This is a genomic window from Marinobacter denitrificans (assembly GCF_008795955.1).
In the GTDB taxonomy this organism is placed as follows: domain Bacteria; phylum Pseudomonadota; class Gammaproteobacteria; order Pseudomonadales; family Oleiphilaceae; genus Marinobacter; species Marinobacter denitrificans.
The window spans coordinates 511671-538215 of the sequence record NZ_VMHN01000002.1; the positions used below are offsets into that span (position 1 = coordinate 511671).

Consider the following 26545-nt stretch of genomic DNA (forward strand, 5'->3'; position numbering starts at 1 on the left):
AATGGCCTGGCTACAGGATAGCTGGGGCAGGCTCATGCAGCGCATGAGTGACGGTCGGCTGCCCCATGCACTGCTGGTGACCGGCGAAAATGGCGTCGGTAAACGCCTGTTCGCAGACGCCCTGGCAGGGCTGCTGGTCTGTGAGAGGCCTGATATGGCCGGCGGCGCGCCCTGTAGCGAATGCAAACAGTGTGAACTGGTGTCTGCCGGCACCCATCCGGATATCCGGGTTTACACCCCGGAAAAGTCCCGGATGATAAAGATCGACCAGGTTCGCGCACTGTCTTCGTTTGCGGTGGGGTCCCCCCAGGTGGCGTCTCGTAAGGTGGCCATCATCGACCGCGCTGACCAGCTCAACATCAATTCCGCCAATGCTTTGTTAAAGACGCTGGAAGAGCCGGCTGACGATGTTACGCTCGTTCTGCTTCAGGAAAGTGGCAGGCCGGTATTGCCCACCATCCGTTCGCGGTGCCAGAGTTTGCTGATTGCAACGCCGGGAAAGGAGCAGGCTGCCGGCTGGCTGGCCGGTGCGGTAAGTGAACTGGACGATGACGGTCGTCCCACACCCGAACAGTGTGAAAAGGCCCTGAGCCTGGCCGCCAATGCACCACGCCTTGCCCTGGAGTATGTTACCGGTGATTTCATCACTCTCAGGGACGAAGCGCTGGAGAACTTCCGGTGCTTTATGAAAGGGCAGCTCTCCCTTGCCGAGGCGGCAAAGCCTTTCAAGGCCATGGGGCTTGAAAGCGCGTTGTGGCTTTTCGAAGGCTGGGCTGGCGATCTGGCTCGTATCGGTGCGGGTAGCGCGCCCAGAGATAAAGACGCAGCGGAGATGCTGGCATTCCTGGCCAGCCATAATCCGCCCTGGCGTGCCCATGAACTTCTGGATGCCATCCACGAATCGCGGTCAGCCGGTGTCTATAATGTGAATCCCGAACTGGAGGCAGGGCGGTTACTCATTGCCTGGCAAAAACTCATGCCGGTGCGTCGTTCCGCCGCGGGATAATTTTCCCGGCCAGGTGCCTGGCAGGATAGGGCAGTTTCTGCCGACTACTGCTATGATTGCGAAATATCAGGAGTTTCTTAACTCCGGTCATCAAAAAAGAGATAGGTGTTTACTATGGGGCCCGGTTTTGGCGCGCGCAGTGGCATTCTTACCCTGACGATCAAGGACAAGGCGGTACTTTATGCCGCCTATATGCCTTATATCCGTCAGGGAGGCCTGTTTATCCCCACGCAGAAGCAATACCAGCTGGGGGACGAAGTTTTTCTGTTGCTCAACCTGATGGACGAGCCGGAAAAAATCCCGGTGGCTGGCAAGGTGATCTGGATTACCCCGAAAGGCGCCCAGGGTAACCGGGCTGCGGGCATTGGTGTCCAGTTCAACGGCGACGATGAGACCGCACGCACCAAGATTGAATCCTATCTGGCGGGATCACTGAGTTCTGACCGACCCACCCACACCATGTAAGTGTTTCAATGAATGATACTGCACTGGATACCCCTCCTGATGCCGGCATCTCGCATCGGGAAATAGATTGGCCATTGCGTCATATCACCCTCGCCGGGCTGCACTGGCCCGCTGCCAGCACCACTAACGACTGCCCGGTACTGATGCTTCATGGTTGGCTGGACAACGCGTTGTCTTTTGCCCGGTTGGCGCCGGAACTGTCCGACCACCGCGATGTCTATTCCATTGATATGGCAGGCCATGGCCATTCCGGGCACCGGCCTCCGGGTCAGGGCTACCTGTTGATGGATTATGTCGCGGACCTGGCGGAACTGGTTGAGACCGGCTTCAACAGAGGAGGATGCGGCAAGATTGATCTTGTTGGTCACTCCCTCGGTGGAATTGTCAGTGTGCTTTATGCGGCGGCTTTTCCCGAACGGGTACGGCGGCTGGTAATGATTGATAGCATCGGCCCCATCAGCCGCAAACCCGAGGAAGTTATCGGACAGATGCGCAAGGCGATTACCAAGCGAATGACGGGTTCCGGAAAACCGGTCGTATACCCTGATATCGCGGCCGCAGCCAAGGCCCGGGAGGGAGGAATGATTCCCCTGTCTCCTCCGGCCGCGCGGATGCTGGTTGCCCGAAGTATGAAACCATCAGGGGAAGGCTTTATGTGGCGGGCAGATCCCCGGCTACGTCATCCTTCGATGATCATGATGGACGAAGCACAGGTAACGGCGTGCCTCGAAAAGGTTGTTACTCCCACACGCTTTTTGCGTGCCGAGAAAGGGTTGCTTGCGAGTCGCCCGGAATTGGGTTCACGAATGAATGCCATTGCAGAGCTTGACCTGATAAACGTTCCGGGGGGCCATCACTGCCATCTCGAAGGAAATGTCGGTCCTGTTGTCGATGCAGTCAGAGGCTTTTTAGACGATGCAGAATAAGCGCTTGTCGCAGTTTGTCATGTTGGTCGCCGTATTTTTTGCGGGTGGCTCGGCCGTGGTGTCGGCCCAGATGCCACCCCCGGAAGCTTTTCCGGATTCGCAACTGGAGCAGGAAGTGGCTATTTCGTCTCCCGGGCACCTGGTTCTCTTCAGTCCGGTCCGAGAGGTGAATAATGAAATCCGGTCAGCTGCCATGGCGCGGCTTCCCGTCAAAGGGGTCGGCCAGTTGTACGAAGTCCGGGGAGGAGCGAACCGTGAAGAAGCTCGTGATCACTATTTGAGGGAACTTCAGACCCGTGGTGCGCAGATCCTGTTCGAGTGTTCCGGGCGGAACTGCGGGCGAAGCAATGTCTGGGCTAACCAGATCTTTGATCAATCCAGCCTCTATGGCCGAGACAATAACCAGGACTACCTGGTGGCGGGTTCAGTTGATGAGAACGGCAAGCCCTGGCTGACCCTGGTGTATACCGTCACCCGCGCGAATCAGCGCCAGTACGTCTGGGTGGAGCACCTGGTGGCGCCCCAAGGCACCGAAATACCTGGGCTGGGTAACGAAAGCGCCCGCATCAAAGGGCCGGTTATCGTACCCTGGCAGGGAGGCATTACTTACCGCTTTGACTGGAGTGGCGCCGACCGCCGGATTATTAATGATTGGGCCGGGGAAGAGGGTGCCAGGGTGATTCTCACTGCTTACTCGGAACTGAAGGAAAACGAGAGTTTCGAGGAATCCGCAGCGCGGGCGGAGGAAGCTGCAAAGTCTTTGGCGCAGGTGCTTGCCAAGAGTGGGGTGTCCGAAAGTCGGCAAACAATTATTACAGTTGGTCCTGCGGTTGTGATCCCGAATCCCGACCGCCAGGGTGACCGGGTTGAAGTGATGGTGATTACAAGGTGAAGGGGATGAACAAGCCCAAAGATTCTGCATCTCAGGATGAAGACCAGAAACCTGAAGATGATATCTCACAGATAGTCACCAGCACGGGTATCTCTGCGGCGCAGTCCGCAAGGTCCGAAAAGGAGCCGGCTCCGGAAAAGCCCGGTAAGGGCAAAACGGTCGCATTAGCACTCGGCAGTGGTGGTGCTCGAGGCTACGCTCACATCGGTGCCATCGAGATTCTGGTGGAGCGGGGTTATGAGATTATCGCCATCTCGGGATGTTCCATGGGGGCGCTGATTGGTGGGGTCTTCGCTGCTGGCAAAATGAAGGACTACAAGGACTGGGTGACCGGCCTGGGGCAGTTCGATGTGCTTAAACTGCTTGATGTCACCTTTAATTCCGTGGGAGCGATCCGGGGCGAGAAGATCTTTTCGGTAGTCCGGGAAATGATTGGAGATACACGGATCGAAGATCTGCCGTTGGCCTATACCGCGGTTGCGACGGATCTTCTCGCCCACAAGGAAATCTGGTTTCAGGAAGGCCCTCTGGATCAGGCCATCAGGGCTTCCGTCGCCATTCCGAGTGTGGTGACACCGCTGGTACTCAACGGGCGTGTGCTGGTGGATGGCGCCTTGCTGAATCCGCTGCCGATTATTCCGACGATTTCATCCCATGCGGATATGGTGGTAGCCGTAAACCTCAGTGGTGAGGATGATCGTGGCCGCCGTTTGCCCGATGCAGCCTTTGGCCACCCCGGCGAGGCCGGTGTGGATATGGATGAGTGGGTGGACAAGATTCGCGACAAGGCCTCTCGCTGGTTTGACTGGGACGCGATCAAGACATTCTCTGCACGAAAAGAGGCGAGTCCGCCTGACTCCCCGGAAGCCAAGATCAGCAAGGCGGTGAAAAAAGAGGAAATCAAGAAAGCCTTCCCGGCCGTGAAACCGGAACCTGCACGGCATAAGGATGATCACGAAACTGTCGACTGGGACAAGCTGGGCATCGGCAAGTTCGACGTAATGAACCTGACCATTGAAACCATGCAGAGCGCGCTGGTGCAGTACAAAATTGCCGGCTATCCGCCGGATCTGCTGGTGAACATACCCAAGAATGCCGGCCGCAGCTATGACTACCACAAGGCGCCGGAACTGATCCAGCTGGGCCGCGAGCGAATGGCCGCTGCCCTGGATCGCTACGAAGAAAACCTCAACAGCTCCGGGCCGCTGGCACTGTAATCCTGGCAGCGGAAGCGTATAATTCCGTTCTTTTACCATTTCTGGACGGGAAGAGAGCTTGTGACCAGCCCCATCGATGACCTGCATACAGTCAGGGATTACCTGCGCTATGTGTCCTCACGTTTTGCCGATTCCCCCCTGTTTTTCGGACACGGCACCGACAATGTCTGGGACGAAGCGGTCCATCTGGTTATGCGCAGCCTCCATCTGCCACTGGAAAACAATACCCTGTTTCTGGACGCACGCCTGACCCGTCATGAACGGCAACTGATCGTCGAGCGTATGGAACGTCGGATCAACGAGCGCGTGCCGTTGGCCTATTTGCTGGGCGAAGCCTGGTTTATGGGGCTACCGTTTCATGTGGATGAGCGTGTGCTGGTGCCGCGGTCGCCGTTGGGGGAGCTTATTCAGAACGGATTTCAGCCCTGGCTGGGGGATCACCCGGTGGGCAGAGTTCTGGATCTCTGCACCGGCAGCGGTTGCATTGGCATTGCTGCAGCTACCGTGTTTGAAGCGGCGGAAGTCGACCTGTCGGACATCTCGCTCGATGCCCTGGAAGTCGCAGCCGCAAACATCGAGTATCATGAGCTCGGTGACCGGGTCAGAACCATTGGCTCAGACGTCTTTGACAGTATCGAAGGCCGCTACGATGTCATCCTCAGCAACCCGCCCTACGTAGATGCTGAAGACATGGCGGACATGCCGGCAGAATACAGCCATGAGCCGGAACTGGGTTTGGCAGCTGGCGGTGACGGGCTGGACATTGCTCACAGGATCCTTGCGGGTGCCGCGAAGCACCTGAACCCGGGTGGGCTGTTGATTGTTGAGGTGGGCAATAGCTGGGTAGCGCTGCAGGAAGCCTATCCTGATTTGCCGTTTACCTGGCTGGAATTCGAGAATGGTGGCGACGGAGTTTTCCTGTTGACTGCTGAAGACCTTAATTAAGAACCCTGGATAAGATACTGAATCATGTCGGGAAATAGCTTCGGAAAATTATTTACGGTCACCAGTTTTGGTGAAAGCCATGGCGCTGCGCTGGGATGCATTATCGACGGGTGTCCTCCGGGGCTTGAGCTGTCGGTGGAGGATATGCAGCGGGATCTGGACCGCCGTAAGCCGGGCACCTCGCGACACACCACGCAGCGCCGCGAAGCGGATGAAGTGAAGATTCTCTCTGGCGTTTTCGAGGGCCGAACCACTGGTACGCCTATTGGTCTGATCATTGAAAACACGGACCAGCGGTCGAAGGACTATTCCAAAATCTCGGAGCAGTTCCGTCCAGCTCATGCTGACTACACCTATATGCACAAATACGGTGTGCGGGATTATCGTGGCGGTGGCCGTTCCTCGGCGAGGGAGACGGCCATGCGTGTAGCCGCTGGTGCGGTGGCGCGGAAGTTTCTTGAACAACGCCTGGGTATTACCATTCGCGGTTATCTGTCGCAGCTCGGGCCTATAAAGATTGAGAAGCTGGACTGGGATCAGGTTCACCAGAACCCGTTTTTCTCTCCCGACGCCGACAAGGTCGCAGAGATGGAAGCCTATATGGACGCCCTGCGCAAAGAGGGTAATTCCATCGGGGCCCGTATCAATGTTGTCGCCGAGGGTGTGCCCCCGGGGTTGGGAGAGCCGGTTTTTGACCGACTGGATGCGGATCTGGCGCATGCTCTGATGAGTATCAATGCGGTAAAAGGTGTGGAAATTGGTGCCGGTTTTGGCTGTATTGACCAAAAGGGCACTGAGCATCGGGATGAACTGACACCGGAGGGGTTCCTGTCGAATCATGCCGGCGGTGTATTGGGTGGCATTTCTTCCGGCCAACCGATTCTTGCGAGTATTGCGCTGAAGCCGACCTCTAGCTTGCGGTTGCCGGGGCGAAGTATTGATGTGCATGGCAACCCGGTGGAGGTGATCACGACCGGGCGGCATGATCCCTGCGTGGGGATTCGGGCTACACCGATTGCTGAGGCAATGATGGCCATAGTGCTGATGGACCATTACCTGCGCCATCGCGGCCAAAATGGCGATGTTTCAGTATCCACACCAGATATAGGCCAACTCTGACATCGTACGCTAACCCCGTAGGTCGGATTAGGCGAAGCCGTAATCCGACAGCAAGCCGGCAGTCTCTACGGGCAAAGCGGCTTCGGCGGGAAACAGGGTTCAAAAAACGCCCGTAAATACGTCCCTGTAGGGCTCGGTCGCGCCATCCCTGGCGCTCCACGTTTTTGAACCCTGTTTCCCGCCAAAGCCACCAGACTTTGTGATATCTCGAGAGAGGTTTTGTTATCTACTGGCGCCTTTCCAACCTCTACTTCTGGTTCTTCGCTCTATTGGGCGGATTACTGCCGTATTGGTCCCTTTACCTGGAAGACCAGGGCTTTTCTTATCTTGAAATTGCCACCTTGATGGCAACCATCCAGTTAACCAAGATCGTGGCCCCCAATGTGTGGGGCTGGCTGGGGGACAAGACCGGGCAACGGGTTCGATTGGTCCGGTTCGGGGCGATCACCGGGTCGCTGTTTTTTGCTGGCGTGTTCATGGAGCCAGGCTTTTACGGGCTCCTGTTGGTGATGCTGGCGTTCACGTTTTTCTGGAACGCGATCCTTCCGCTCTACGAGGTCATTACCCTTCGGTCACTGGGGGCCCAGCGGGATAAATACGGCAAGGTCCGGCTTTGGGGGTCGGTAGGCTTTATCGGTGCGGTAGCCCTGGTGGGTGGAATTCTGGAGCTGGTCCCCATTGATCTGTTGCCCTGGCTGCTGTTGCCAGTATTTGCCGGGATAGCGGTGTCGGCATTTCTGGTGCCGTCGGAGCGGGGAGAGCGCAAAGCGCCCGCGCCCAAGGGCAGCCTGAAGGCAATTGTGACGCACCCGGCGGTGGTCACGTTCTTTCTGATGAACTTCCTACTGCAGGTATCGCATGGGGCTTACTACACCTTTTTCAGTATTCATCTGGAGCAGCATGGCTACGGAAAGCTGGCGATCGGCCTTTTGTGGTCGCTTGGGGTGTTGGCGGAAATTGGGTTGTTTCTGGTGATGCACCGGTTAACCAGAAACTTCACGGTTCGGCAGATTGCGATCGGGGCATTGGCTCTTACCATGATCCGTTGGGTGCTGATAGCGGAAGTGACGGATGTACTGGTCGTGCTGATTTTCGCGCAACTGCTGCACGCCGCGTCTTACGGCGCGCTGCATGCCATTTCGGTTCAGTACATCCAGGGATTCTTCGGGCAACATCACCATGGCCAAGGGCAGGCATTGTATAGCGGCCTGACCTTTGGCGCTGGTGGCGCGATTGGCGCCTGGATGTCGGGCTTTCTGGTGGACGGTTTCAGTACCTCGGCGGCGTTCTGGGGTGGGGCAATAGCCATGGCTATTGCCATTGTTATCACCTGGCGTGGCCTGAGACCGCCGCCCGAGCATTAATCGGCGCTACTGCAGTTCGGATGCGATATCCAGCAATGCCCGGGCCTGGGGGCTCAGCGACCGGCCTTTCAGTCCCACGCCACCGAGAATGCGGCTGACAGAGTGGGGCACGGCCAGAACGGTCAAGGATTCGTCTACCATGCTCACCGGCAACACGCTCCAGCCCAACCCGACACTGGCCATCATTTTGATAGTTTCCAGGTAGTTGGTCGGCATTTGGATTTTCAGTGGCAGGCCGGCGTCCAGAAACAGACGGCTGATTGTGCGGTAGGTGGCAGTGCCTGCTTCAGGCAACAGGGCGTCATAGCGCGAAAGATCGTCCAGCCCTGGTGTTTCCAGTGAAGCTAATGGATGCTCCGGCGATACCACAAACGCCATGGCATCCTCCCAACGCACATATACCTCAAACGCCTGGTCCATACTTTCACTCAGGGTCACAAACGCCAGCTCTGCGGTACGTTTCCGCATCTGCCCGAAAGCGCCTTCGGAATCCATGAACTGCAGTTCCAGTGATACCTCCGGGTAATCGCGGTTCAACCGCCGCAACCAGGCCGGCAGGTGGTGCAGGCCGATGTGGTGGCTGGCAATCACCGACAGCTGCCCCGAAACTGAACCTTCCCGCTCCGAAAGCGCCTGCCGGGCGTTGTGAACTTCATCCAGAATGCGGCGGGCATGGGGCAGCAGCCGCGCACCTGCATCCGTCAGCCTAACCTGCCGGTTGCTGCGGTCAATCAGCTTTGTACCCAGTTGGTTCTCCAGTGCGGCCAGCCGTTTGCTGATTGCCGGTTGTGTAAGATGCAACAGCTCTGCGGCTTCGGAGAACGACTCCTGATCGACTATGGTCAGGAAGGCTTTTAGTGCGTTTGCGTCCATGAGGTTTGCCTTTTTGGCTTCTTGTTTTGGCGAAGGTCGCATGCCGGGAAGCCCCTTCCAAAAAACGCCCGTAAATACGTCCATGTAGGGCTCGGTCGCGCCATCCCTGGCGCTCCACGTTTTTGGAAGGGGCTGCCCGGCATACTCCCCAAATTTGCGAGTTGCCTTCGCATTAACGTAGGTCGGATTTACCCGTGAAGGGCACAAGAACCGAAGGCGTAATCCGACAAATTTAATTTCGCGGCAAAGCCCAAAATGTCGGATTTCGCTCCGCTCTATCCGACCTACGATGAATCGGCAGCTGCAGGCTCGAATAAGGTTCGACAAGCCTGGTGGTAAGGGCCTCCCAAAACCGTGGAGCGCCAGGGACGGCGCGACCGAGCCCCCATGGATGGGTTAACGGCGTGTTTTGGGAGGCCCTTACCACCAGGCGATCCGCACCCAATCGTCAGGCCCGGCTTTAATGCAGGCCCGCACCGAGCCCTATTATGCCACAAAGGAATGTACAAGATAAAAAACATGAATTGAGGTTATTTAAGGGTAAGCGGTAAGATAGAACCATAGCGGTAAAACCAGAAACCCCCGGAAAGTGAGAGAAACCATGGCGGGCAAGACCTTATACGACAAATTGTGGGACGACCATCTCGTCAAGCAGCGGGATGATGGCTCTGCATTGATCTACATCGACCGGCACCTGCTTCACGAAGTCACCTCACCACAGGCCTTTGAAGGTCTGCGCCTGGCGGGGCGCAAACCCTGGCGGCTGGATGCCAACCTTGCTACGCCGGATCATAACGTGCCGACAACGGACCGTGCTCGCGGCGTGGAAGGCATCGTCGATCCGGTATCGCGGATTCAGGTGGAAACCCTCGACAAGAACTGCGACGAGTTCGGGATTCTTGAGTTCAAGATCAAGGACCAGCGCCAGGGTATCGTGCATGTTATCGGGCCGGAGCAGGGCGCAACGCTTCCGGGTATGAGCATCGTGTGTGGCGATTCCCACACCTCTACTCACGGCGCCTTCGGCTGTCTGGCTCATGGTATTGGTACGTCCGAGGTCGAGCACGTGCTGGCGACCCAGTGTCTGGTTCAGCAGAAGATGAAGAACATGCTGGTGAAGGTGAATGGCAAACTCGGCCCCGGCGTGACTGGCAAGGACGTCGTGCTGGCTATCATCGGCAAGATCGGTACCGCCGGTGGCACGGGCCATGCCATCGAGTTTGGGGGCGAGGCGATTCGTAACCTCTCCATGGAAGCTCGTATGACCATCTGTAACATGTCGATCGAGGCAGGCGCGCGTGTGGGTATGGTGGCAGTGGATCAGACCACCATCGACTACGTTAAGGACCGCCCGTTCGCTCCGAAAGGCGAGATGCGCGACAGGGCCATTGAATACTGGAAGACCCTGCACAGCGATGATGACGCGGTATTCGACAAGGTGGTTCAGCTTGAAGGCTCGGAGATCATGCCGCAGGTGAGCTGGGGCACGTCACCGGAAATGGTGGCCGGTGTTGGAGGCAATGTGCCGGACCCGGACGCGGAAGCGGATCCCATTAAGCGGGAAGGTATTGTCCGTGCCCTGAAATACATGGGGCTCAAGCCGAACATGCCAATTACCGAGATCAAGCTCGACCGGGTGTTTATCGGCTCCTGCACCAACAGCCGTATCGAGGACCTTCGCGAGGCGGCGGCTGTCGTCAAGGGGCGTAAGGTGTCGCCGTCGCTGAAGCAGGCGATGGTTGTGCCGGGCTCCGGGCTGGTAAAAGTCCAGGCCGAGCAGGAAGGGCTGGACAAGATTTTTCTCGAAGCCGGTCTTGAGTGGCGTGACCCGGGTTGTTCCATGTGTCTGGCCATGAACGCCGACAAGCTCGGGCAGGGAGAGCATTGTGCATCGACCTCCAACCGTAACTTCGAGGGCCGTCAGGGCTTTGGTGGGCGTACGCACCTGGTGAGTCCGGCGATGGCGGCTGCAGCTGCGATCAATGGCCACTTTGTTGATGTCCGCGAGATGATGAACTGATCCACAGGAGAGACACCATGCGAGCGTTAAAGCAACACCAGGGCGTCGTTGCCCCCATGGACCGGTCCAATGTGGATACGGACATGATTATTCCAAAACAATTTCTGAAGTCCATCAAGCGCACCGGCTTCGGCCCTAATCTGTTCGATGAGCTGCGTTACCTGGACGAAGGCAAGCCGGACCAGGATTGTTCCCAACGGCCGATCAACCCGGACTTCGTGCTTAATCAGGACCGCTACAAGAATGCGAGTGTACTGCTGGCGCGACGTAACTTCGGCTGTGGGTCTAGTCGTGAGCACGCTCCCTGGGCCCTGGAGGATTACGGTTTCCGAGTTATTATAGCGCCCAGTTTTGCGGATATTTTCTATAACAACTGCTTTAAGAATGGGTTGTTACCTATTGTTCTTGATGAAGAAACAGTTGATCAGCTGTTCCGGGAAGCAGAGAAGCAAGAAGGCTATCAGCTGGCAATAGACCTGGAAGCAAAAACGGTTACCACCCCATCCGGCGAGTCATTCAGTTTCGAGGTGGACGATTTCCGCCGGCATTGCCTGCTCAATGGTCTTGATGATATTGGCGTGACGCTTGAGGATGCAGAGGTGATCAAGGCCTACGAAGAATCGCGGCGGGAAACGGCGCCGTGGCTTTTCGGGGCTGGTGGTTGATCGGCATTCGGTAAAAAATGAGAGTTCGTCGGATTTACCCGTGAAGGGCACAATGAGCCGAAGGCGTAATCCGGCAATGTAACTAAATATCAAGGAAAAACTATGTCCAGAACTATCCTGATGCTCCCGGGCGACGGCATCGGCCCTGAAATTGTTGCTGAGGCCGAAAAAATCCTCCATAAGGTCAATGACAAATTCAGCCTGGACCTGCATTTCGACTCTGCCCTTGTCGGTGGTGCCGCCATCGACGAAACGGACACGCCACTGCCGGACGAAACGCTGGACAAGGCTCGCAAGGCAGACGCCATTCTGCTGGGCGCCGTCGGCGGACCGCAGTGGGACAGTCGTCCCATGGCCAGCCGTCCCGAGAAAGGGCTGCTGGGTCTGCGCTCCAACCTTGAGCTGTTTGCGAATCTGCGGCCTGCGATTCTGTATCCACAACTGGCGTCCGCATCATCGCTCAAGCCGGAGGTGGTTTCTGGGCTGGATATCATGATTGTCCGTGAACTGACCGGCGGTATCTACTTCGGGCAGCCACGTGGCGTGCGCGAGCTTGAGAGCGGCGAGCGTCAAGGCTACAACACCTACGCCTACACCGAATCGGAAATTCGTCGCATCGGGCGGGTCGCCTTCGAGGCAGCCCAGCAGCGGGGCAAGAAGCTGTGTTCGGTGGACAAGGCAAATGTGCTTGAGGTGACTGTTTTGTGGCGGGAAATCATGGAGGATCTGCGCCGGGAATACCCTGATGTAGAGCTATCCCATATGTACGTCGATAATGCTGCCATGCAGTTGGTGCGTGCGCCCAAACAGTTCGATGTGATTGTGACTGGCAACATGTTTGGTGATATTCTTTCTGACGAAGCGGCAATGCTGACAGGCTCCATCGGTATGCTGCCCTCTGCTTCCCTCAATTCCGAGAAGCAGGGCATGTATGAGCCTTGTCACGGTTCCGCGCCGGATATCGCGGGCAAGGGCATTGCCAACCCGCTGGCCACCATTCTCAGTGTCGCGATGATGTTGCGATACAGTCTTGGCGAGGAAGAAGCGGCCGGGGCGATTGAGGTTGCGGTCAGCAAAGTGCTGGATCAGGGCCTGAGAACGGCGGATATCATGTCTGCTGAAGGCCGGAAAGTATCCACCCGTGAGATGGGCGATGCGGTTCTGGCTGCACTCTGAAGCCGGCAGATTTTGAGACCCGACGACAACGCGATGCAGTTGTCGCGGGATCATCCATCCTGTCCCTGCCAGCGATAAAGGCATGGGGCGGGCATAAAACGAGGTTCAAAGGTCGCACATGAAGCGAGTTGGACTTATTGGCTGGCGCGGTATGGTGGGCTCTGTCCTCATGCAGCGCATGCGTGAAGAAAACGATTTTGCAGATATCGAACCCATTTTCTTTACTACCTCCCAGGCTGGCAAACCTGCGCCTGACGTGGGTAAAGAGGGCGTTCCGCCCCTGCAGGATGCTTTCGATATCGACACCCTGAAAACCCTGGACGTGGTGGTTACCTGTCAGGGTGGAGACTACACTGGCGCGGTTTACCAGAAACTTCGTGACGCCGGGTGGCAGGGTTACTGGATCGACGCGGCTTCCACGCTGCGGATGGTCGATCACTCCGTGATCGTGCTCGATCCGGTTAACCGCAACGTGATTGACGAAGCGCTGGCGAAAGGCGTTAAAGATTACGTGGGTGGTAACTGCACAGTCAGCCTGATGATGCTGGCCCTGGGCGGCCTTCTGGAGCAGGACCTGATCGAGTGGGTGTCGCCCATGACATACCAGGCGGCCTCAGGCTCGGGCGCTCAGAACATGCGTGAACTGCTGAACCAGATGGGCGAGCTCAAGAATGCCGTGGGTGACGAGCTGGCGGACCCTTCGTCCGCCATTCTCGAGATTGACCGCAAGGTCACAGAGACCATGCGTTCGGAGGGTTTCCCAGCTGAGCACTTTGAAGTGCCACTGGCAGGCAGCCTCATTCCGTTTATCGACAAACAGCTTGATAACGGTATGAGCAAGGAAGAATGGAAAGCTGGTGTTGAGACCAACAAGATTCTTGGTCGCAGCGATAATCCTATTCCTATCGACGGTATTTGCGTCCGCATCGGCGCAATGCGCTCCCATAGCCAGGCGCTCACTATCAAGTTGAAGAAAGATCTGCCGTTAGACGAAATAGAGTCGATTCTGGCGAAGGCCAATGATTGGGTAAAGGTCATTCCCAACGAGCGTGATGCCACTATCCGCGAACTGACGCCTGCGAAGGTAACCGGCACGTTGAGTGTTCCCATTGGTCGCATTCGCAAACTTGCCATGGGGCCGGAGTATATCTCTGCGTTTACGGTAGGGGACCAGTTGCTGTGGGGCGCCGCTGAGCCGCTGCGCCGCATGCTTCGAATCCTTCAGGAAAAGTAACGCGGTCCCGCAGTCGGCAAGATTATGCCAACTGTGTCCGGTTTCAGAGAACCGGTCAGGGGCGGAGGCTGAAATACGCCTCCGCCCCTGTTATTTTCGGAAGCGTTTTGTAAGTGTTCCGGCCTTTGTAGGGCCTGTTTCAGGCTGTTGTAGTGACCGAATCATCGTTCGGTAACAAGATGTTACCAAGTATTTGTAAAAAAATGGTACAAGGTATGCAGCTGCATGATTGATAAAAGAGGTATTATCAACAATACTTGCGCAACTGAATATTAAAAACATTACATAATAACGATAGTAATCAAGACGGAAGTCATCCAACCTCGTCCGATATCTGTTCCAAGGAACAGTAACGAATAACGGAGACTGGTAAGGAAAAAGCATGAAGGTACGCAAGCTTGCGGTTGCTCTGGCTCTGGCGGGAGGGCTCGGTTCCGGCGTCGCACAGGCCCTGGGTCTGGGAGAGATTGAATTACAGTCCTATCTGAATGAGCCTCTGGACGCAGAGATCAATCTGCGTAAAAGCGAGGGAGTTGACCCCGGTGATGTGTTCGTTAACATCGCTCCCGAATCAGCCTATGAACGGGTTGGTATCGACCGGAACTATTTCCTTACCAAACTGGATTTTCGGGTAACCACAACCAGCGATGGTAATCTGGTGGTTAACGTAACTTCTCGTGAACCCCTGCGGGAGCCCTATCTCAATTTCCTGCTGGAAGTAACCTGGCCCAATGGTCGCCTGATGCGTGAATACGCCGTTCTGGTCGATCCGCCGGTTTACGCCGAGGAATCCGGTGTGCAGGAACAGGTCGCTGCTCCTGCCACTCGCCAGGCAGAACAACCTTCACGGCAGCAGACCCGGCCCCAGGCCCAGACAGAGGCACGGGAACCGAGGCGCACTACCACACAGCGCGCGCGTACCTTCGGCCCTACGGGTCCGTCGGATACCCTCTGGAACATTGCCGCCAGCGTTCGTCCGGATAACAGCGTCTCTATTCAGCAGGTGATGCTTGCTTTGCAGGATGCCAATCCGGATGCGTTCATTGGTGGCAACATCAACCGCCTCAAACGTGGCGAAGTTCTCCGCGTTCCGGAGCTCGACGCAATTCGCAGTCGTTCCGGCGCTGAGGCCAACCGGCAAGTGGCGCAGCAGAACGAAGCTTTCTCCCGACCTGCACGCACGGTTGATGCTACTGACGATACTTCGGATACCGGCGTTGCCTCAGGGCAGGCCGCTCAGGGTGAAACGGGCGGGGACGAGTTGAGATTGCTGGCCAGTGAAGACAGTGGCTCCCGTGATGCTGATGAAGGCGGTTCCGCAGGTGGAGACGGTGATACTGCCGGTGGTGTGGATGCCGGTTCTGCCGTTGCGATGGAAGAACTCGAAAGCGCCCGCCGTGAGAATGAAGAACTCACCGGTCGCGTCGATGACCTGCAGGAGCAGGTAGAGACTCTCCAGCGGTTGCTGGAACTCAAGAACACACAGCTGGCGGAAATGCAGCAAGCCGAAGGTGAGGGGGATGCCCAGCAGCCCGTCGAGCCTGCCGATGAAGACGCGCTTTCTGGTCAGGAAGCGGACGATGCTGAAGGGGATATTGCCGATGCTGACGGGCAGCAGACCGGTGCCGGTGATGAAACAGCTGATGACCCGTTAGCCACTACCGACGAAGAGCCCTCAGCCGCTGCTGAAGAGTCTTTAGTCAGTGGTGAGGAGCCTTCAGCTGCTGGTGACGAGCCCTCAGCCACTGGTGAAGAGCCCTCAGCCACTGGTGAAGAGCCCTCAGCTACTGGTGAAGAACCCTCAGTGACGGACGAAGAGTCCCCGGTAACAGCTGAAGACGGCGGCATGGAGCAAGAAGACCCGGCCGCCGAAGAGGAACGTGAGGAGCAGGCGGACGTTGCAGCGCCCTCGTCGCAGCAGCCTGGCCAGCAGCCAACCACCCCGCCGGCGGAGCCTGAAAAGGGCTTCCCGGACAATATTATCAGTGCCATCACTAATAACCCGATGTACCAGATTGCCCTGGGCGGTGGCCTGGTCGTTCTGTTGCTGCTGTTGCTGTTACTGGCCCGTCGCAACGCCAATCGCGAAAAGGCGTTCTACGACCAGCTCAACGGGGAAGCCGAGGGCGACACTGATACCTTCGATCTGACGCTGGACGATGAAGACGGCACAGAGAGCCAGGAAGGAGATCCTCTGGCGGAGGCTGACGCCTATATTGCCTATGGCCGCATGGATCAGGCCGCTCAATCACTGGAGACTGCCATTTCCCGCGAGCCAAGCCGAACTGATCTCCGGCTGAAGCTCCTTGGCGTCTACGCAGATACCCAGGACCGGGCATCCTTCGAGAAGCAACTCGGTGAAGTTGAAGCGCTGGGTGATGACGAAGCCATCGCCGAAGCACATGATCTGCGGTCGCGCCTCGAAGAGGCCGAGTCAATGCCCAGCATTGATGACCTTGAATCGCAACTGAGGTCCGATTCGTTCGACACCGGCGTCGAGGCACCCGCGGAAAAGGCGGATACATCCGATGACGATGGCCTTTCCGACGAATTCGCTTCTGATCAGTATGAATCCCGTCCGGGGGAGCAGGAAGAGGACGAGTTTGGCAGTCTGGAAACGGACTTCTCTGAACTGGATCCTGATGAGCCACATGAAGCGGGAACTGAAAGAGCAGCCGGCCCGGATGACCTGATTGAGTATGATCTGTCGGGCCTTGAGTCATCTTCAGACGAAAAGGATGAACTTGCTGAGGAGGGTGCCCGGGAGCCCGAGGCTGACGAACTGGCAGACAGCGCTTTCGACTTCACCCTGGAAGATGAGACTACTGACGAATCAGTCAAAGCCAGTGAAGACGAAGATCTGGGCCTTGAGCTTGATGATCTTGAGCCGGAAACGGACACCAGCGAGGGCGAGACGGCAGCGACAGACGATAGCGCTGATGAATTCGACTCACTTGGTCTCGATGAAGATGATTTCGAAACTTCCGCGCTGGAGACTGCGGAAACGGCAGAAGCCGGAGCCGAAGAAGATGACTTGCAGGAAGGCGATCTCGACTCTCTGGATGAGTCATTCCTCGACGAACTGGACGCTGAGCTGGACAAGGTAGCCGGTGACGACGACGTGTCTGCGGACAGCGACGAAAACGCACTGGATGACCTTGAACTCGATGTTTCTGATGAGGATCTCGCTTTGATGGAGGAGTTCGCAGATTCTGGCGATAGCGCAGGTACTGACGACAGTCCCGAGGGCATCGAGAGTGCTGAGGGTGTTGATAATATCGAGAGCCTTGACGGGGAAAGCGAGGTTGCATCACTTGATGAAGAGCTGGGCCTTGAAGACGCCCTGAGTGAGGAAGAACCTGCAGGCCCTGAAGACACTGTTGCCGGTGCGGAAGCCGTTGAAGATGAGCTGCCGGAACTGAGTGACGATGCAGGAGAGGAACCCCCGGTTGCCTCCACGGCAGCTACTTCAAGGTCGGCTGACATCGATGAGTCTGATCTCGGCGACGATGATGACTTTGACTTCCTGTCTGGAACCGATGAGGCGTCAACCAAGCTGGATCTGGCCAGAGCCTATGTGGAAATGGGTGATGTAGACGGAGCCCGGGATATCCTGGAGGAAGTCGCCCTGGAAGGAAACGAGGAGCAGAAAGCGGAAGCGCAGGATCTCCTTAAAAATCTGTCCTGATTCGCTATAATCAGGACCAGAAGCGCAAAACGCCGGCTACCGGGCCAAGCCCGGACCAAACGCCGGCGTTTTGCTTTGTTATCAGCACCGAAATCCGGACAACCCATTGTTTCTTACACCGCAACCACTGACCACCGATAGCTCGATCGGGGCGGGGCGTGTCGCGCTCGCCTTTGAGTATGACGGCCGCGGATTTCACGGCTGGCAATACCAGAAATCCGGTGTTCGATCTGTACAGGGTGAGTTGACCCGTGCTGTCTCAAAAGTAGCGAACCACGAAGTTGAGCTTGTCTGCGCCGGCCGTACGGATGCCGGTGTTCACGCCAGCTATCAGATCGCCCACTTTGAAACCCCTTCGGTACGCAACCCCCGTTCATGGGTAATGGGTATCAACACCTCACTACCTTCGGATATTGCCGTGCATTGGGCCGGCAGCGGTGTCGGTGATTTTCACGCTCGATTCTCGGCAACGTACCGGCGTTACCGATACGTGATTTACAATCATCCGGTACGGCCAGGCATCCTCAATGGCCAGGTCAGCTGGACCTTCCGCCCCCTGGATGCTGATGTAATGCACAAGGCGGCCCAGTTCCTCAGAGGAGAGCACGATTTCTCATCATTTCGTGCTGCCGGGTGCCAGTCCAGATCGCCCGTTCGGTTTCTTGAAGCAATTAACGTAACCCGAAAGGGGGAGTTCGTCGTAATTGATGTGCAGGCCAATGCGTTTTTGCACCACATGGTCCGTAATATCGCTGGAGCACTAATGGCCGTTGGCTCCGGGAGGCAGCACCCGGAATGGATTCGTGAGATACTTGAAGCCAGGAACAGGACGGCGGCGGGAGTGACAGCACCGCCGCACGGGTTGTATCTGGTGGATGTGGGCTACCCGGAGACATTTTCGATTCCCGCAGCGCTTTGTGGGCCCGGCTTTGTAGCACCCTGGTTCAGCGGTGCTGAAAACCAGCCCCGCAACCCGACTCATATACATCGGAAACAGCGATAGTCGCCTTATGAGAACCCGAGTCAAAATCTGTGGCGTTACCCGGAAGGTGGATGTTGTTGCCGCGGCCCGGGCGGGCGCTGACGCCATAGGCTTCGTATTCTACGAGCCCAGCCCCAGATACGTTACGCCAGCAACCGCTCGGGAGTTGGTCAGTGCAGTTCCTCCGTTCGTCTCGGCCACAGGACTGTTCGTGAACCCGGAGGCGGAATACGTAAATGAGGTGCTGAAGCAGGTGCCCCTGGATTTGCTGCAGTTTCACGGCGACGAAACTCCGGCGTTCTGCAGCAGTTTCGGGGTACGCTGGATCAAGGCGGTAAGGGTGCGGCAAAGCTCGGACATTGAAAACGCCTTCCAGGATTACAGGAAGGCCAGCGGGTTGCTGGTCGACGCCTGGGACCCGGCCAAATATGGCGGAACGGGGCAGGCCTTCAACTGGTCGCTGATTCCCCAAAGCCGGCCTATGCCGTTGATATTGGCCGGCGGCCTGGCTTCTGATAACGTATCTCGCGCTGTTGCGGAGGTTCGGCCCTGGGCGGTTGATGTCAGTGGTGGTGTAGAAAGCAGCAAAGGCATCAAAGACGACGAAAAAATCACTGATTTTATAAACGAGGTTCACCGTGTCGATGAAACTGACTGAAGAAATGCTCAAGGCGCTTCCGGATGCACGGGGCCACTTCGGTGCCTACGGAGGAAGATTTGTTTCCGAAACACTGTTTGATTCGCTGCTGACCCTTGAGCGCGAGTATAAAAGGCTCAAGGATGACCCTGAGTTCCAGGCCGAGTTCGACAGGGATCTGGCGCACTATGTGGGCCGTCCCAGCCCACTGTATTTTGCAGAGCGACTGACACGGGAAACCGGTGGGGCCCAGATCTGGCTCAAACGGGAAGACCTCAATCACACTGGTGCCCACAAGGTAAACAACACTATCGGGCAGGCGCTGCTGGCCCGTTTTCTTGGCAAGAAACGGGTGATTGCCGAAACCGGCGCGGGTCAGCATGGGGTGGCTACCGCCACTGTCTGTGCCCGTCTTGGGCTCGAATGCCACATTTTCATGGGCGAGGAAGACATCAGGCGGCAGTCGCCGAATGTTTATCGGATGAAGCTGCTGGGCGCCGAGGTTCATTCCGTCACCAGTGGTACCCGCACCCTCAAGGATGCCATGAACGACGCGATGCGGGATTGGGTGGCGAACGTTGACGAAACCTTCTACATCATCGGTACCGTGGCCGGTCCTCACCCTTATCCTTTGCTGGTCCGTGACTTCCAGTCAGTGATTGGTCGTGAGACCCGCGAACAATGCCTGGATCGTACCGGAAAACTGCCGGACGCGCTGGTTGCCTGTGTCGGTGGTGGCTCCAATGCTATCGGTATGTTTTATCCGTTCCTGACGGATGAAAGCGTGGAACTGTACGGTGTGGAAGCGGGCGGCCTCGGTATCGACACCGGCCAGCACGCGGCGCCTCTGTGTGCCGGCCGGCCGGGTGTTCTGCATGGTAACCGCACCTACCTGATGGAAGATGAAAATGGCCAGATTGCCGGCACACACTCTGTCAGCGCCGGGCTGGACTACCCGGGCGTTGGTCCGGAGCACAGCTGGCTCAAGGATATCGGGCGGGCACACTACGTGTCAGTAACCGATGACGAGGCTCTGGACGGTTTCCGTAAATTGACCCGTGTAGAGGGCATCATGCCGGCGCTGGAAACTGCTCACGCAGTTGCATACGCGATCAAGCTTGCCGCGACCATGGATAAAGACAAAGTGGTGGTGATTAATATCTCCGGACGCGGCGACAAGGATATGCAGACCATCGCCGAAATAGATGGTATTGAGGTTTAAAACAGCAAAGGAGCTGGCATGAGTCGAATCGAAGGGGTTCTGAAATCCCTGAAAGGGCAGGGTCGCAAGGCGCTGATTCCTTATATTACCGCTGGCGATCCGCACCCGGATCTGACCGTTGATCTTATGCATACGCTGGTGGATGCGGGCGCGGACATTATCGAACTGGGTGTCCCTTTCTCTGATCCGATGGCGGACGGACCGGTCATCCAACACGCCTGCGAGCGGGCGCTCAAACACGGGACCTCCCTTCGCCAGGTGCTGGCCATGGTCAAATCCTTCCGTGAGAAAGACGATGCAACGCCCGTCGTGTTGATGGGTTATCTCAATCCCATGGAAGCCATGGGGCAGGAAAAGTTCGCTGACGCTGCCGTCGATGCGGGAGTTGACGGCATACTTACGGTTGACCTGCCGCCGGAAGAGGCGGACGAGGTGGCGCCGCTGTTCACCGAACGTAACCTGGATGCGATATTTCTGCTGGCGCCGACCACGACCGACGACCGGATTCGGGCAATCAGTGAGCACAGTTCCGGCTATGTGTACTATGTTTCATTCAAGGGTGTAACCGGAGCTGGCAAAATTGATGTGGATGAAGTCGCCGCGAAGGTCGCTCATATTCACGAACTGACCGCACTTCCGGTTGCTGTCGGCTTCGGTATTCGCGATGCAGCCACTGCCGCCGCTGTCGGGCGGGTATCCGATGGTGTAATTGTCGGCAGTGTGCTGGTGGATACAATAGCCCGGAATCAGGCAGATCCTGATCAGCTCAAGCGGGCGTTGTCAGATCTGCTTCACCCGATGCGCGAAGCACTGGACAGCCTGGCCTCCTGACAGACAGGTATCCGGCAGGCATCAAAGGACAGGATGAGATCATGAGTAACTGGCTGGACAAGATCATGCCGAGCAAGATCCGCTCGGAATCCAAGCAACGGACCGGAGTTCCCGAAGGCCTCTGGAAAAAGTGCCCGAAATGCGGTGCTTTTCTCTACAAGCCGGAACTCGACAAGAATCTGGATGTTTGTCCCAAATGTCAGCATCACCTGAGGATAACGGCTCGTCGCAGACTGGACGTTTTTCTGGACAAAGATGGCCGTGAGGAAATCGCGGCTGACCTCGAACCCTGGGATCGCCTGAAGTTCAAGGACAGCAAGCGCTACAAGGACAGATTGACCCAGAACCAGAAGGCGACCGGGGAGAAAGATGCCCTTGTAGCCATGCGAGGCAACTGTCTGGAAACGCCGTTGGTTGCAGTGGCTTTCGAGTTCAACTTCCTCGGCGGTTCCATGGGGCAGGTAGTAGGCGAGAAATTTGTCCAGGCTGCCAACGTGTGTCTGGAAGAGCGGATTCCCCTGGTGTGTTTCTCTGCCAGTGGTGGGGCACGGATGCAGGAAGCCATTCTGTCGCTGATGCAGATGTCCAAGACCGCAGCGGTGCTGGAGCGTATGAAACAGGAAGGCATTCCCTACATTTCGGTGATGACAGACCCGGTGTTTGGTGGGGTTTCTGCTAGCCTGGCGATGCTGGGTGACCTCAATATCGCCGAGCCCTACGCATTGATTGGCTTTGCCGGCCCTCGCGTTATCGAACAGACGGTACGTGAGAAACTGCCAGAAGGTTTCCAGCGCAGCGAGTTCCTGCTGGAGCATGGCGCCATTGATATGATTTTGCATCGTCACCAGATGCGCGAACGCATCGCAGCGCTTCTGGCCAAGTTTACCGGCCTGGAAAAGCCGGCGACGGAAGCGCCGATCGAGTTTGAGGTTTCGGAACGACCGGAAAGCGATGTCCCCGCTGAATGATTCCAGTGCCCGGCAGCCGAAAGCGCCGGGCACTGGAGCCACGCTTGAGCAGTGGCTTGGTTACCTGGAATCCATCCACCCTTCTGAAATTGACCTCGGCCTTGATCGTGTTCTTCTGGGATTGCGGCGACTGTTTCGCCGCAATCCGTCGGCAAGGATCATTACTATCGGTGGCACTAACGGTAAGGGCAGTGCCGTCGCGGCGCTCGAACAATTACTGATCAGGGCCGGCCGTTCAACAGGTGCCTACACCTCGCCACATCTGCAGCATTATAATGAGCGCGTCCGGATCAACGGTTCGAACGTTACGGATGAGAGTCTCGTTCACGCATTCGAGCAGGTTGAGGCTGCCCGCGGATCCACGACGCTGACCTATTTTGAGTTTGGTACCCTGGCCGCGTTTGTTTTGTTTGAGGAAGCTGGCGTCGAGGACTGGGTTCTCGAAGTAGGTCTCGGTGGCCGCCTGGATGCGGTGAATGTGCTGGACCCGGACCTGGCGATCATTACCTCGGTGGATATTGATCACGTGTCATTTCTCGGGGATAACCGTGAGGTTATAGGCTTTGAGAAGGCAGGGATACTGCGTCCGGGCATTAATGCTATCTACGCGGATGTCGACCCTCCTGCCTCGGTGCTTCAGCAGGTATCTGCCCAGAAAGTCCACCTTGAGCGTCCGGGCGCGACCTATGAGCTGGTTCCCTCAGAAGGAAGCGGAAACACAGGGGAAGGGGTTACCCTGAAGCAGGCGCGTTATGGTGATGCGGTAAAGCTCCCCGATACAGGACTTCCTGTGCACAGTCTGGCTGCGGCGGTTGTTGCCATCCGGCAGCTTGAGCCTGGCCTCGAGTTACCAGCCATTGAACAGCTGCTTGCAGGGCTTACCCTGCCGGGGCGTTATGAGGTTCTGAGATCATCACCTCAGGTGATTGCCGATGTAGGCCATAACCCCCATGCGGCGGCCTGGCTGTCCAACAGGCTCAGTCGCCGGCGATCCTCATCCGGTCGTGTTATCGCCGTCTATGCTGCCCTGGCTGACAAGGATGTAGAAGGGGTTGCCGGCGCCATGACACAGGTCGTCGATCAGTGGTACCTTGCGGGGCTGGACGTTCCAAGGGGATTGGATTGTCAGGAACTGGCAGGCCGATTGAAGGGGATCGTCCGGGAGGAGTCATCCACGCTTTCGTTGTCGGTTGGCGAAGCCCTGAAGCAGGCTCTGGCGGAGGCGGCCCGTGATGACCTGGTCATCGTGTTCGGATCGTTCTATACCGTTGCGGCGGCCCGGGAAGCTCTGGAGATGTAACGCATCTTAAATATCCGTCATGGCCGGCATGAGGCTTTGAGTTCTCAACAGGTGGCGGTTACTATCGGGCTCAGTATGGGCTTATTATCGCGACTCGTGAATTAACAGGGGATAACGTAACGTGGATGGACTGAAGCAAAGAATCATCGGGGCGCTTGTGTTGGTGTCGCTTGCCGTTATCTTTGTGCCGATGATGTTTGATGAGCCACACTCCGAACGCGAATCCACTTCCATTAAAATTCCCGAGGAGCCCCCATTCCCGGAGGTTGATGCGCCGGAGCCCGAAGTGGCGGACGCGCCAGCCTACCGCCTGGAAGAGTCTGCTAACGGCGAACAACAGCCGACGGTCCCGGAGCCGTCCTTCGAAGAGCCGCCGCAGCAGGTGTCAGAGGTCGAAGCGCCCGAGACTGAAGCGCCTGAGCCAGCCCCTGCGGTTGAAGAGCCCGAGGTGGTTCAGCAGCAAACCAGCGAGCCTGAACCGGAAGAGCCGGTCAGCGAGGAAGACTCAGCCGAATTTACCCGGTCACTGGAAGGCGCCTGGGTGGTTCAACTGGGCAGTTTCGGCAGTGCTGATAACGCTAGAAACCTCCGCAACAAGGTTCGTGACAAAGGTTACAACTCCCACCTTCAGCAAGTGACCCGTGGTGATGCCGAGCTGACCCGGGTTTTCAGTGGCCCCTTTGCCGAGAAAACGGAAGCCGAGAAAGCGAAGCAGGTTCTCGACAAAGCCTTCGGCCTCAACAGCCTGGTAACCTCCGGCGACAGATAGGCAAGCCGGCCGGGTTCAGTATTGAGTAATGGACGGTTTGGTCAGGTGATGTTTCCTGATAGAATTCGCGCTTCCTTTTCTCCACCGGGTTCTTCATGGATGCGCTGATCTGGATTGACTGGGTCATCATTGCCCTGATTACTGTTTCTACTCTTATCAGTCTCAAGCGTGGCTTCATCAAGGAGGCGCTTTCACTGATAACCTGGGTGGGTGCGTTCATTATTGCCCGAACGTTTCACCCCCAGATGCAGTCTCTTCTCGAGGGCACCGTCGAGACACCGCTGGTTCGCCTGATTGCGGCGTTTGCCATCCTGTTTTTCGCCACCCTGATCGTTGGTGCCATCATCAACAACCTGATAGGTCATCTGGTCCGGGCCACAGGCCTGTCTGCGACCGATCGGGTGCTGGGTATGGGTTTTGGCCTGTTGCGGGGGCTCGTGGTGGTGATTGTGGCCATTGCCTTTACCCGTTACACGCCCCTTGCGGAAGACACCTGGTGGCGCACGTCTGTGATGATTGACCGCCTGGCCGTGGTTGAGGACTGGTCAAGAAGGACCCTCGGTGATGAATTCGCGCGCTTTCTCGGGCCCGCAGGTGGAGGCACGGACGACTCCTCAGTAACGCAACCGGAAGATAACGTGGAACCTGCTTCCGCGTCCCGCTAACATTCAGTTTTAACGCTTCGGAGATTACCGTATCCATGTGTGGCATTGTCGGCATAGTCAGTACTTCCAACGTGAATCAGTCGCTTTACGATGCGCTGACCGTATTACAGCACCGGGGCCAGGATGCAGCGGGTATCGTTACTTTCCAGGATGAGCGTTTCTACCTCCGCAAGGACAATGGCCTGGTGCGGGATGTGTTCCGTACACGCCATATGCGCCGACTGGTTGGCAATGTAGGTATTGGCCATGTCCGGTACCCGACAGCGGGTAGCTCTAGCTCGGCCGAGGCACAACCTTTTTACGTAAACAGCCCCTACGGTATTACTCTGGCGCACAACGGCAACCTCACAAACGCCGACGAGCTCAGCAATGACCTGTTTCGAACCGACCTGCGGCATATCAACACCAACTCGGATTCGGAAGTACTGCTGAACGTCTTCGCCCATGAGCTTCAGAAACTGGGTAAACTCGACCCGACAAAGGAAGAGATCTTTGCTGCTGTGCGCGCCGTGCATAAACGCTGTCGCGGAGCTTATGCGGTCATTGCAATGATTACCGGTTACGGCATCGTCGGCTTCCGTGACCCCAATGGCATCCGCCCGGCCTGTTATGGAGTGCGCAAGACCGAAGAGGGCGAGGAATACATGATTGCCTCTGAAAGCGTGGCGCTGAGTGCTGCCGGGTTCAAACTGGTTCGGGATATCGCCCCGGGCGAGGCGGTTTACATTGAAACCGATGGCACCTTGTACACGCAACAGTGCGCGGAAGAGCCCCATCTATTTCCCTGCGTCTTCGAGCATGTGTATTTCGCGCGGCCGGACTCCATCATTGATCAGGTTTCGGTCTACAAGGCCCGTCTCAGAATGGGTGAAACCCTGGCGGAGAAGGTTCTGCGCGAACGCCCGGATCATGATATTGACGTTGTGATGCCAATACCGGACACCAGCCGTACCTCTGCGATGCAGATGGCGCACAGGTTAGGCGTGAAGTTCCGGGAAGGTTTCATAAAGAATCGGTACATTGGCCGGACCTTTATCATGCCCGGCCAGAAAATGCGGAAGAAATCCGTGCGCCAGAAGCTGAACCCGATTGATCTTGAGTTCCGCGGCAAGAACGTGATGCTGGTGGACGATTCTATCGTGCGGGGCACCACCTGCAAGGAGATAGTCCAGATGGCGCGGGATGCAGGCGCCCGCAAGGTCTATTTTGCTTCCGCCGCGCCCCCTGTTCGCTATCCCAACGTCTATGGCATCGACATGCCCTCCGTCAATGAACTGATCGCACACGATCGCAGCGTTGAGGAAATCGGCGAGTTGATCGGTGCCGACTGGTTGCTGTACCAGGATCTGGAGGACCTGATCACCTGCGTCAGCGATGTGAATCCGGATATCGAAGGCTGGGAATGCTCGGTGTTTACCGGCGACTATATTACCGGGGATGTGGACGCCGCCTATCTGGACAAACTTGAAGCCGCCCGCAACGATGAGAATCGCTTCGAGTCTGGTTCCGGAGATTCTCGCGATAACGGTATTATTGATCTGTACAACGATGAAGACTGACCAGACCATGGCCGAAAACAGG

The 26545-nt window shown here is 57.0% G+C and carries 23 protein-coding genes; 22 read left to right on the forward strand and 1 reads right to left on the reverse strand.

Annotated features, from left to right (window positions below; translation table 11 throughout):
• The first annotated feature begins 1 nt into the window (after window position 1).
• The 8 genes from holB to FO268_RS10290 all read left to right on the forward strand — a co-directional run bounded on the left by holB (window position 2) and on the right by FO268_RS10290 (window position 7934).
• Window positions 2-1006 carry a DNA polymerase III subunit delta' gene (holB, locus tag FO268_RS10255; protein ID WP_150993329.1) on the forward strand — a complete coding sequence of 335 codons (1005 nt, stop codon included), beginning with the start codon at window positions 2-4 and terminating at the stop codon, window positions 1004-1006.
• A 114-nt stretch (window positions 1007-1120) separates the two neighbouring features.
• Window positions 1121-1471 carry a PilZ domain-containing protein gene (locus FO268_RS10260; protein WP_008171779.1) on the forward strand — a complete coding sequence of 117 codons (351 nt, stop codon included), beginning with the start codon at window positions 1121-1123 and terminating at the stop codon, window positions 1469-1471.
• 8 nt (window positions 1472-1479) lie between these two features.
• Window positions 1480-2397, forward strand: a complete 918-nt coding sequence (locus tag FO268_RS10265) for an alpha/beta fold hydrolase (RefSeq protein WP_150992586.1) — start codon at window positions 1480-1482, stop codon at window positions 2395-2397.
• Window positions 2387-3289, forward strand: coding sequence for a DUF4892 domain-containing protein (locus FO268_RS10270; protein ID WP_225316600.1), 903 nt, complete (start codon window positions 2387-2389; stop codon window positions 3287-3289). Before FO268_RS10265 ends, FO268_RS10270 begins: the two co-directional genes overlap by 11 nt.
• Window positions 3290-3294: 5 nt before the next feature.
• Window positions 3295-4506 (forward strand): patatin-like phospholipase family protein, encoded by a 1212-nt coding sequence (locus tag FO268_RS10275; protein ID WP_150992588.1) that lies wholly within the window; start codon window positions 3295-3297, stop codon window positions 4504-4506.
• A 60-nt stretch (window positions 4507-4566) separates the two neighbouring features.
• On the forward strand, window positions 4567-5451 hold the full coding sequence (gene prmB / locus FO268_RS10280; protein ID WP_150992590.1) for a 50S ribosomal protein L3 N(5)-glutamine methyltransferase: 885 nt from the start codon (window positions 4567-4569) through the stop codon (window positions 5449-5451).
• Window positions 5452-5475: 24 nt separating this feature from the next.
• Entirely contained in the window at window positions 5476-6570 is a 1095-nt protein-coding gene (gene aroC, locus FO268_RS10285; RefSeq protein WP_150992592.1) for a chorismate synthase, read from the forward strand.
• Window positions 6571-6794: 224 nt separating this feature from the next.
• Window positions 6795-7934 carry an MFS transporter gene (locus tag FO268_RS10290; RefSeq protein WP_150992594.1) on the forward strand — a complete coding sequence of 380 codons (1140 nt, stop codon included), beginning with the start codon at window positions 6795-6797 and terminating at the stop codon, window positions 7932-7934.
• 6 nt (window positions 7935-7940) lie between these two features.
• On the opposite strand, the gene FO268_RS10295 is transcribed toward FO268_RS10290, so the two are convergent.
• Complete coding sequence (locus FO268_RS10295) at window positions 7941-8807, reverse strand: LysR family transcriptional regulator (protein WP_150992596.1); 867 nt, start codon at window positions 8805-8807, stop codon at window positions 7941-7943.
• A 601-nt stretch (window positions 8808-9408) separates the two neighbouring features.
• On the opposite strand from FO268_RS10295, the gene leuC reads away from it, so the two are divergent.
• From leuC to purF, 14 genes are all read left to right on the forward strand, one after another.
• A complete protein-coding gene (leuC, locus tag FO268_RS10300) occupies window positions 9409-10827 on the forward strand; it encodes a 3-isopropylmalate dehydratase large subunit (RefSeq protein ID WP_150992598.1) in 1419 nt (472 codons plus the stop codon).
• A 17-nt stretch (window positions 10828-10844) separates the two neighbouring features.
• Window positions 10845-11492: a 3-isopropylmalate dehydratase small subunit gene (gene leuD / locus FO268_RS10305; RefSeq protein WP_150992600.1), complete on the forward strand. Its 648-nt coding sequence runs from the start codon at window positions 10845-10847 to the stop codon at window positions 11490-11492.
• Between the two features lie 102 nt (window positions 11493-11594).
• The gene (gene leuB / locus FO268_RS10310; protein WP_150992603.1) at window positions 11595-12668 is read left to right on the forward strand and encodes a 3-isopropylmalate dehydrogenase; all 1074 of its coding nucleotides are present in this window, start codon (window positions 11595-11597) and stop codon (window positions 12666-12668) included.
• 118 nt (window positions 12669-12786) lie between these two features.
• Window positions 12787-13902, forward strand: coding sequence for an aspartate-semialdehyde dehydrogenase (gene asd, locus FO268_RS10315; RefSeq protein WP_150992605.1), 1116 nt, complete (start codon window positions 12787-12789; stop codon window positions 13900-13902).
• Between the two features lie 382 nt (window positions 13903-14284).
• On the forward strand, window positions 14285-17590 hold the full coding sequence (locus tag FO268_RS10320; protein WP_150992607.1) for a FimV/HubP family polar landmark protein: 3306 nt from the start codon (window positions 14285-14287) through the stop codon (window positions 17588-17590).
• Window positions 17591-17696: 106 nt separating this feature from the next.
• On the forward strand, window positions 17697-18593 hold the full coding sequence (gene truA / locus FO268_RS10325) for a tRNA pseudouridine(38-40) synthase TruA (protein WP_150992609.1): 897 nt from the start codon (window positions 17697-17699) through the stop codon (window positions 18591-18593).
• A gap of 7 nt (window positions 18594-18600) precedes the next feature.
• Complete coding sequence (locus tag FO268_RS10330) at window positions 18601-19230, forward strand: phosphoribosylanthranilate isomerase (RefSeq protein ID WP_150992611.1); 630 nt, start codon at window positions 18601-18603, stop codon at window positions 19228-19230.
• A complete protein-coding gene (gene trpB / locus FO268_RS10335; protein WP_202336622.1) occupies window positions 19223-20431 on the forward strand; it encodes a tryptophan synthase subunit beta in 1209 nt (402 codons plus the stop codon). The genes FO268_RS10330 and trpB overlap by 8 nt, the downstream gene beginning before the upstream one ends.
• Window positions 20432-20449: 18 nt before the next feature.
• The gene (trpA, locus tag FO268_RS10340; RefSeq protein WP_150992615.1) at window positions 20450-21262 is read left to right on the forward strand and encodes a tryptophan synthase subunit alpha; all 813 of its coding nucleotides are present in this window, start codon (window positions 20450-20452) and stop codon (window positions 21260-21262) included.
• A 41-nt stretch (window positions 21263-21303) separates the two neighbouring features.
• Complete coding sequence (accD, locus tag FO268_RS10345; protein ID WP_150992617.1) at window positions 21304-22230, forward strand: acetyl-CoA carboxylase, carboxyltransferase subunit beta; 927 nt, start codon at window positions 21304-21306, stop codon at window positions 22228-22230.
• The gene (folC, locus tag FO268_RS10350; protein WP_150992620.1) at window positions 22214-23530 is read left to right on the forward strand and encodes a bifunctional tetrahydrofolate synthase/dihydrofolate synthase; all 1317 of its coding nucleotides are present in this window, start codon (window positions 22214-22216) and stop codon (window positions 23528-23530) included. The genes accD and folC overlap by 17 nt, the downstream gene beginning before the upstream one ends.
• A 121-nt stretch (window positions 23531-23651) precedes the next feature.
• Window positions 23652-24299: an SPOR domain-containing protein gene (locus tag FO268_RS10355; RefSeq protein ID WP_150992622.1), complete on the forward strand. Its 648-nt coding sequence runs from the start codon at window positions 23652-23654 to the stop codon at window positions 24297-24299.
• A 95-nt stretch (window positions 24300-24394) separates the two neighbouring features.
• Entirely contained in the window at window positions 24395-24964 is a 570-nt protein-coding gene (locus tag FO268_RS10360) for a CvpA family protein (protein ID WP_150992624.1), read from the forward strand.
• A 35-nt stretch (window positions 24965-24999) separates the two neighbouring features.
• Complete coding sequence (gene purF / locus FO268_RS10365; protein ID WP_150992626.1) at window positions 25000-26523, forward strand: amidophosphoribosyltransferase; 1524 nt, start codon at window positions 25000-25002, stop codon at window positions 26521-26523.
• The last annotated feature ends 22 nt before the right edge of the window (window positions 26524-26545 follow it).

Bases quoted from the DNA above. Each gene is read 5' to 3' on its own strand.
- holB (WP_150993329.1), top strand. From the start codon at position 2: ATGGCCTGGCTACAGGATAGCTGGGGCAGGCTCATGCAGCGCATGAGT.
- FO268_RS10260 (WP_008171779.1), top strand. From the start codon at position 1,121: ATGGGGCCCGGTTTTGGCGCGCGCAGTGGCATTCTTACCCTGACGATC.
- FO268_RS10265 (WP_150992586.1), top strand. From the start codon at position 1,480: ATGAATGATACTGCACTGGATACCCCTCCTGATGCCGGCATCTCGCAT.
- FO268_RS10270 (WP_225316600.1), top strand. From the start codon at position 2,387: ATGCAGAATAAGCGCTTGTCGCAGTTTGTCATGTTGGTCGCCGTATTT.
- FO268_RS10275 (WP_150992588.1), top strand. From the start codon at position 3,295: ATGAACAAGCCCAAAGATTCTGCATCTCAGGATGAAGACCAGAAACCT.
- aroC (WP_150992592.1), top strand. From the start codon at position 5,476: ATGTCGGGAAATAGCTTCGGAAAATTATTTACGGTCACCAGTTTTGGT.
- FO268_RS10295 (WP_150992596.1), bottom strand. From the start codon at position 8,807: ATGGACGCAAACGCACTAAAAGCCTTCCTGACCATAGTCGATCAGGAG.
- leuC (WP_150992598.1), top strand. From the start codon at position 9,409: ATGGCGGGCAAGACCTTATACGACAAATTGTGGGACGACCATCTCGTC.
- leuD (WP_150992600.1), top strand. From the start codon at position 10,845: ATGCGAGCGTTAAAGCAACACCAGGGCGTCGTTGCCCCCATGGACCGG.
- leuB (WP_150992603.1), top strand. From the start codon at position 11,595: ATGTCCAGAACTATCCTGATGCTCCCGGGCGACGGCATCGGCCCTGAA.
- asd (WP_150992605.1), top strand. From the start codon at position 12,787: ATGAAGCGAGTTGGACTTATTGGCTGGCGCGGTATGGTGGGCTCTGTC.
- FO268_RS10320 (WP_150992607.1), top strand. From the start codon at position 14,285: ATGAAGGTACGCAAGCTTGCGGTTGCTCTGGCTCTGGCGGGAGGGCTC.
- FO268_RS10330 (WP_150992611.1), top strand. From the start codon at position 18,601: ATGAGAACCCGAGTCAAAATCTGTGGCGTTACCCGGAAGGTGGATGTT.
- trpA (WP_150992615.1), top strand. From the start codon at position 20,450: ATGAGTCGAATCGAAGGGGTTCTGAAATCCCTGAAAGGGCAGGGTCGC.
- accD (WP_150992617.1), top strand. From the start codon at position 21,304: ATGAGTAACTGGCTGGACAAGATCATGCCGAGCAAGATCCGCTCGGAA.
- folC (WP_150992620.1), top strand. From the start codon at position 22,214: ATGTCCCCGCTGAATGATTCCAGTGCCCGGCAGCCGAAAGCGCCGGGC.
- FO268_RS10360 (WP_150992624.1), top strand. From the start codon at position 24,395: ATGGATGCGCTGATCTGGATTGACTGGGTCATCATTGCCCTGATTACT.
- purF (WP_150992626.1), top strand. From the start codon at position 25,000: ATGTGTGGCATTGTCGGCATAGTCAGTACTTCCAACGTGAATCAGTCG.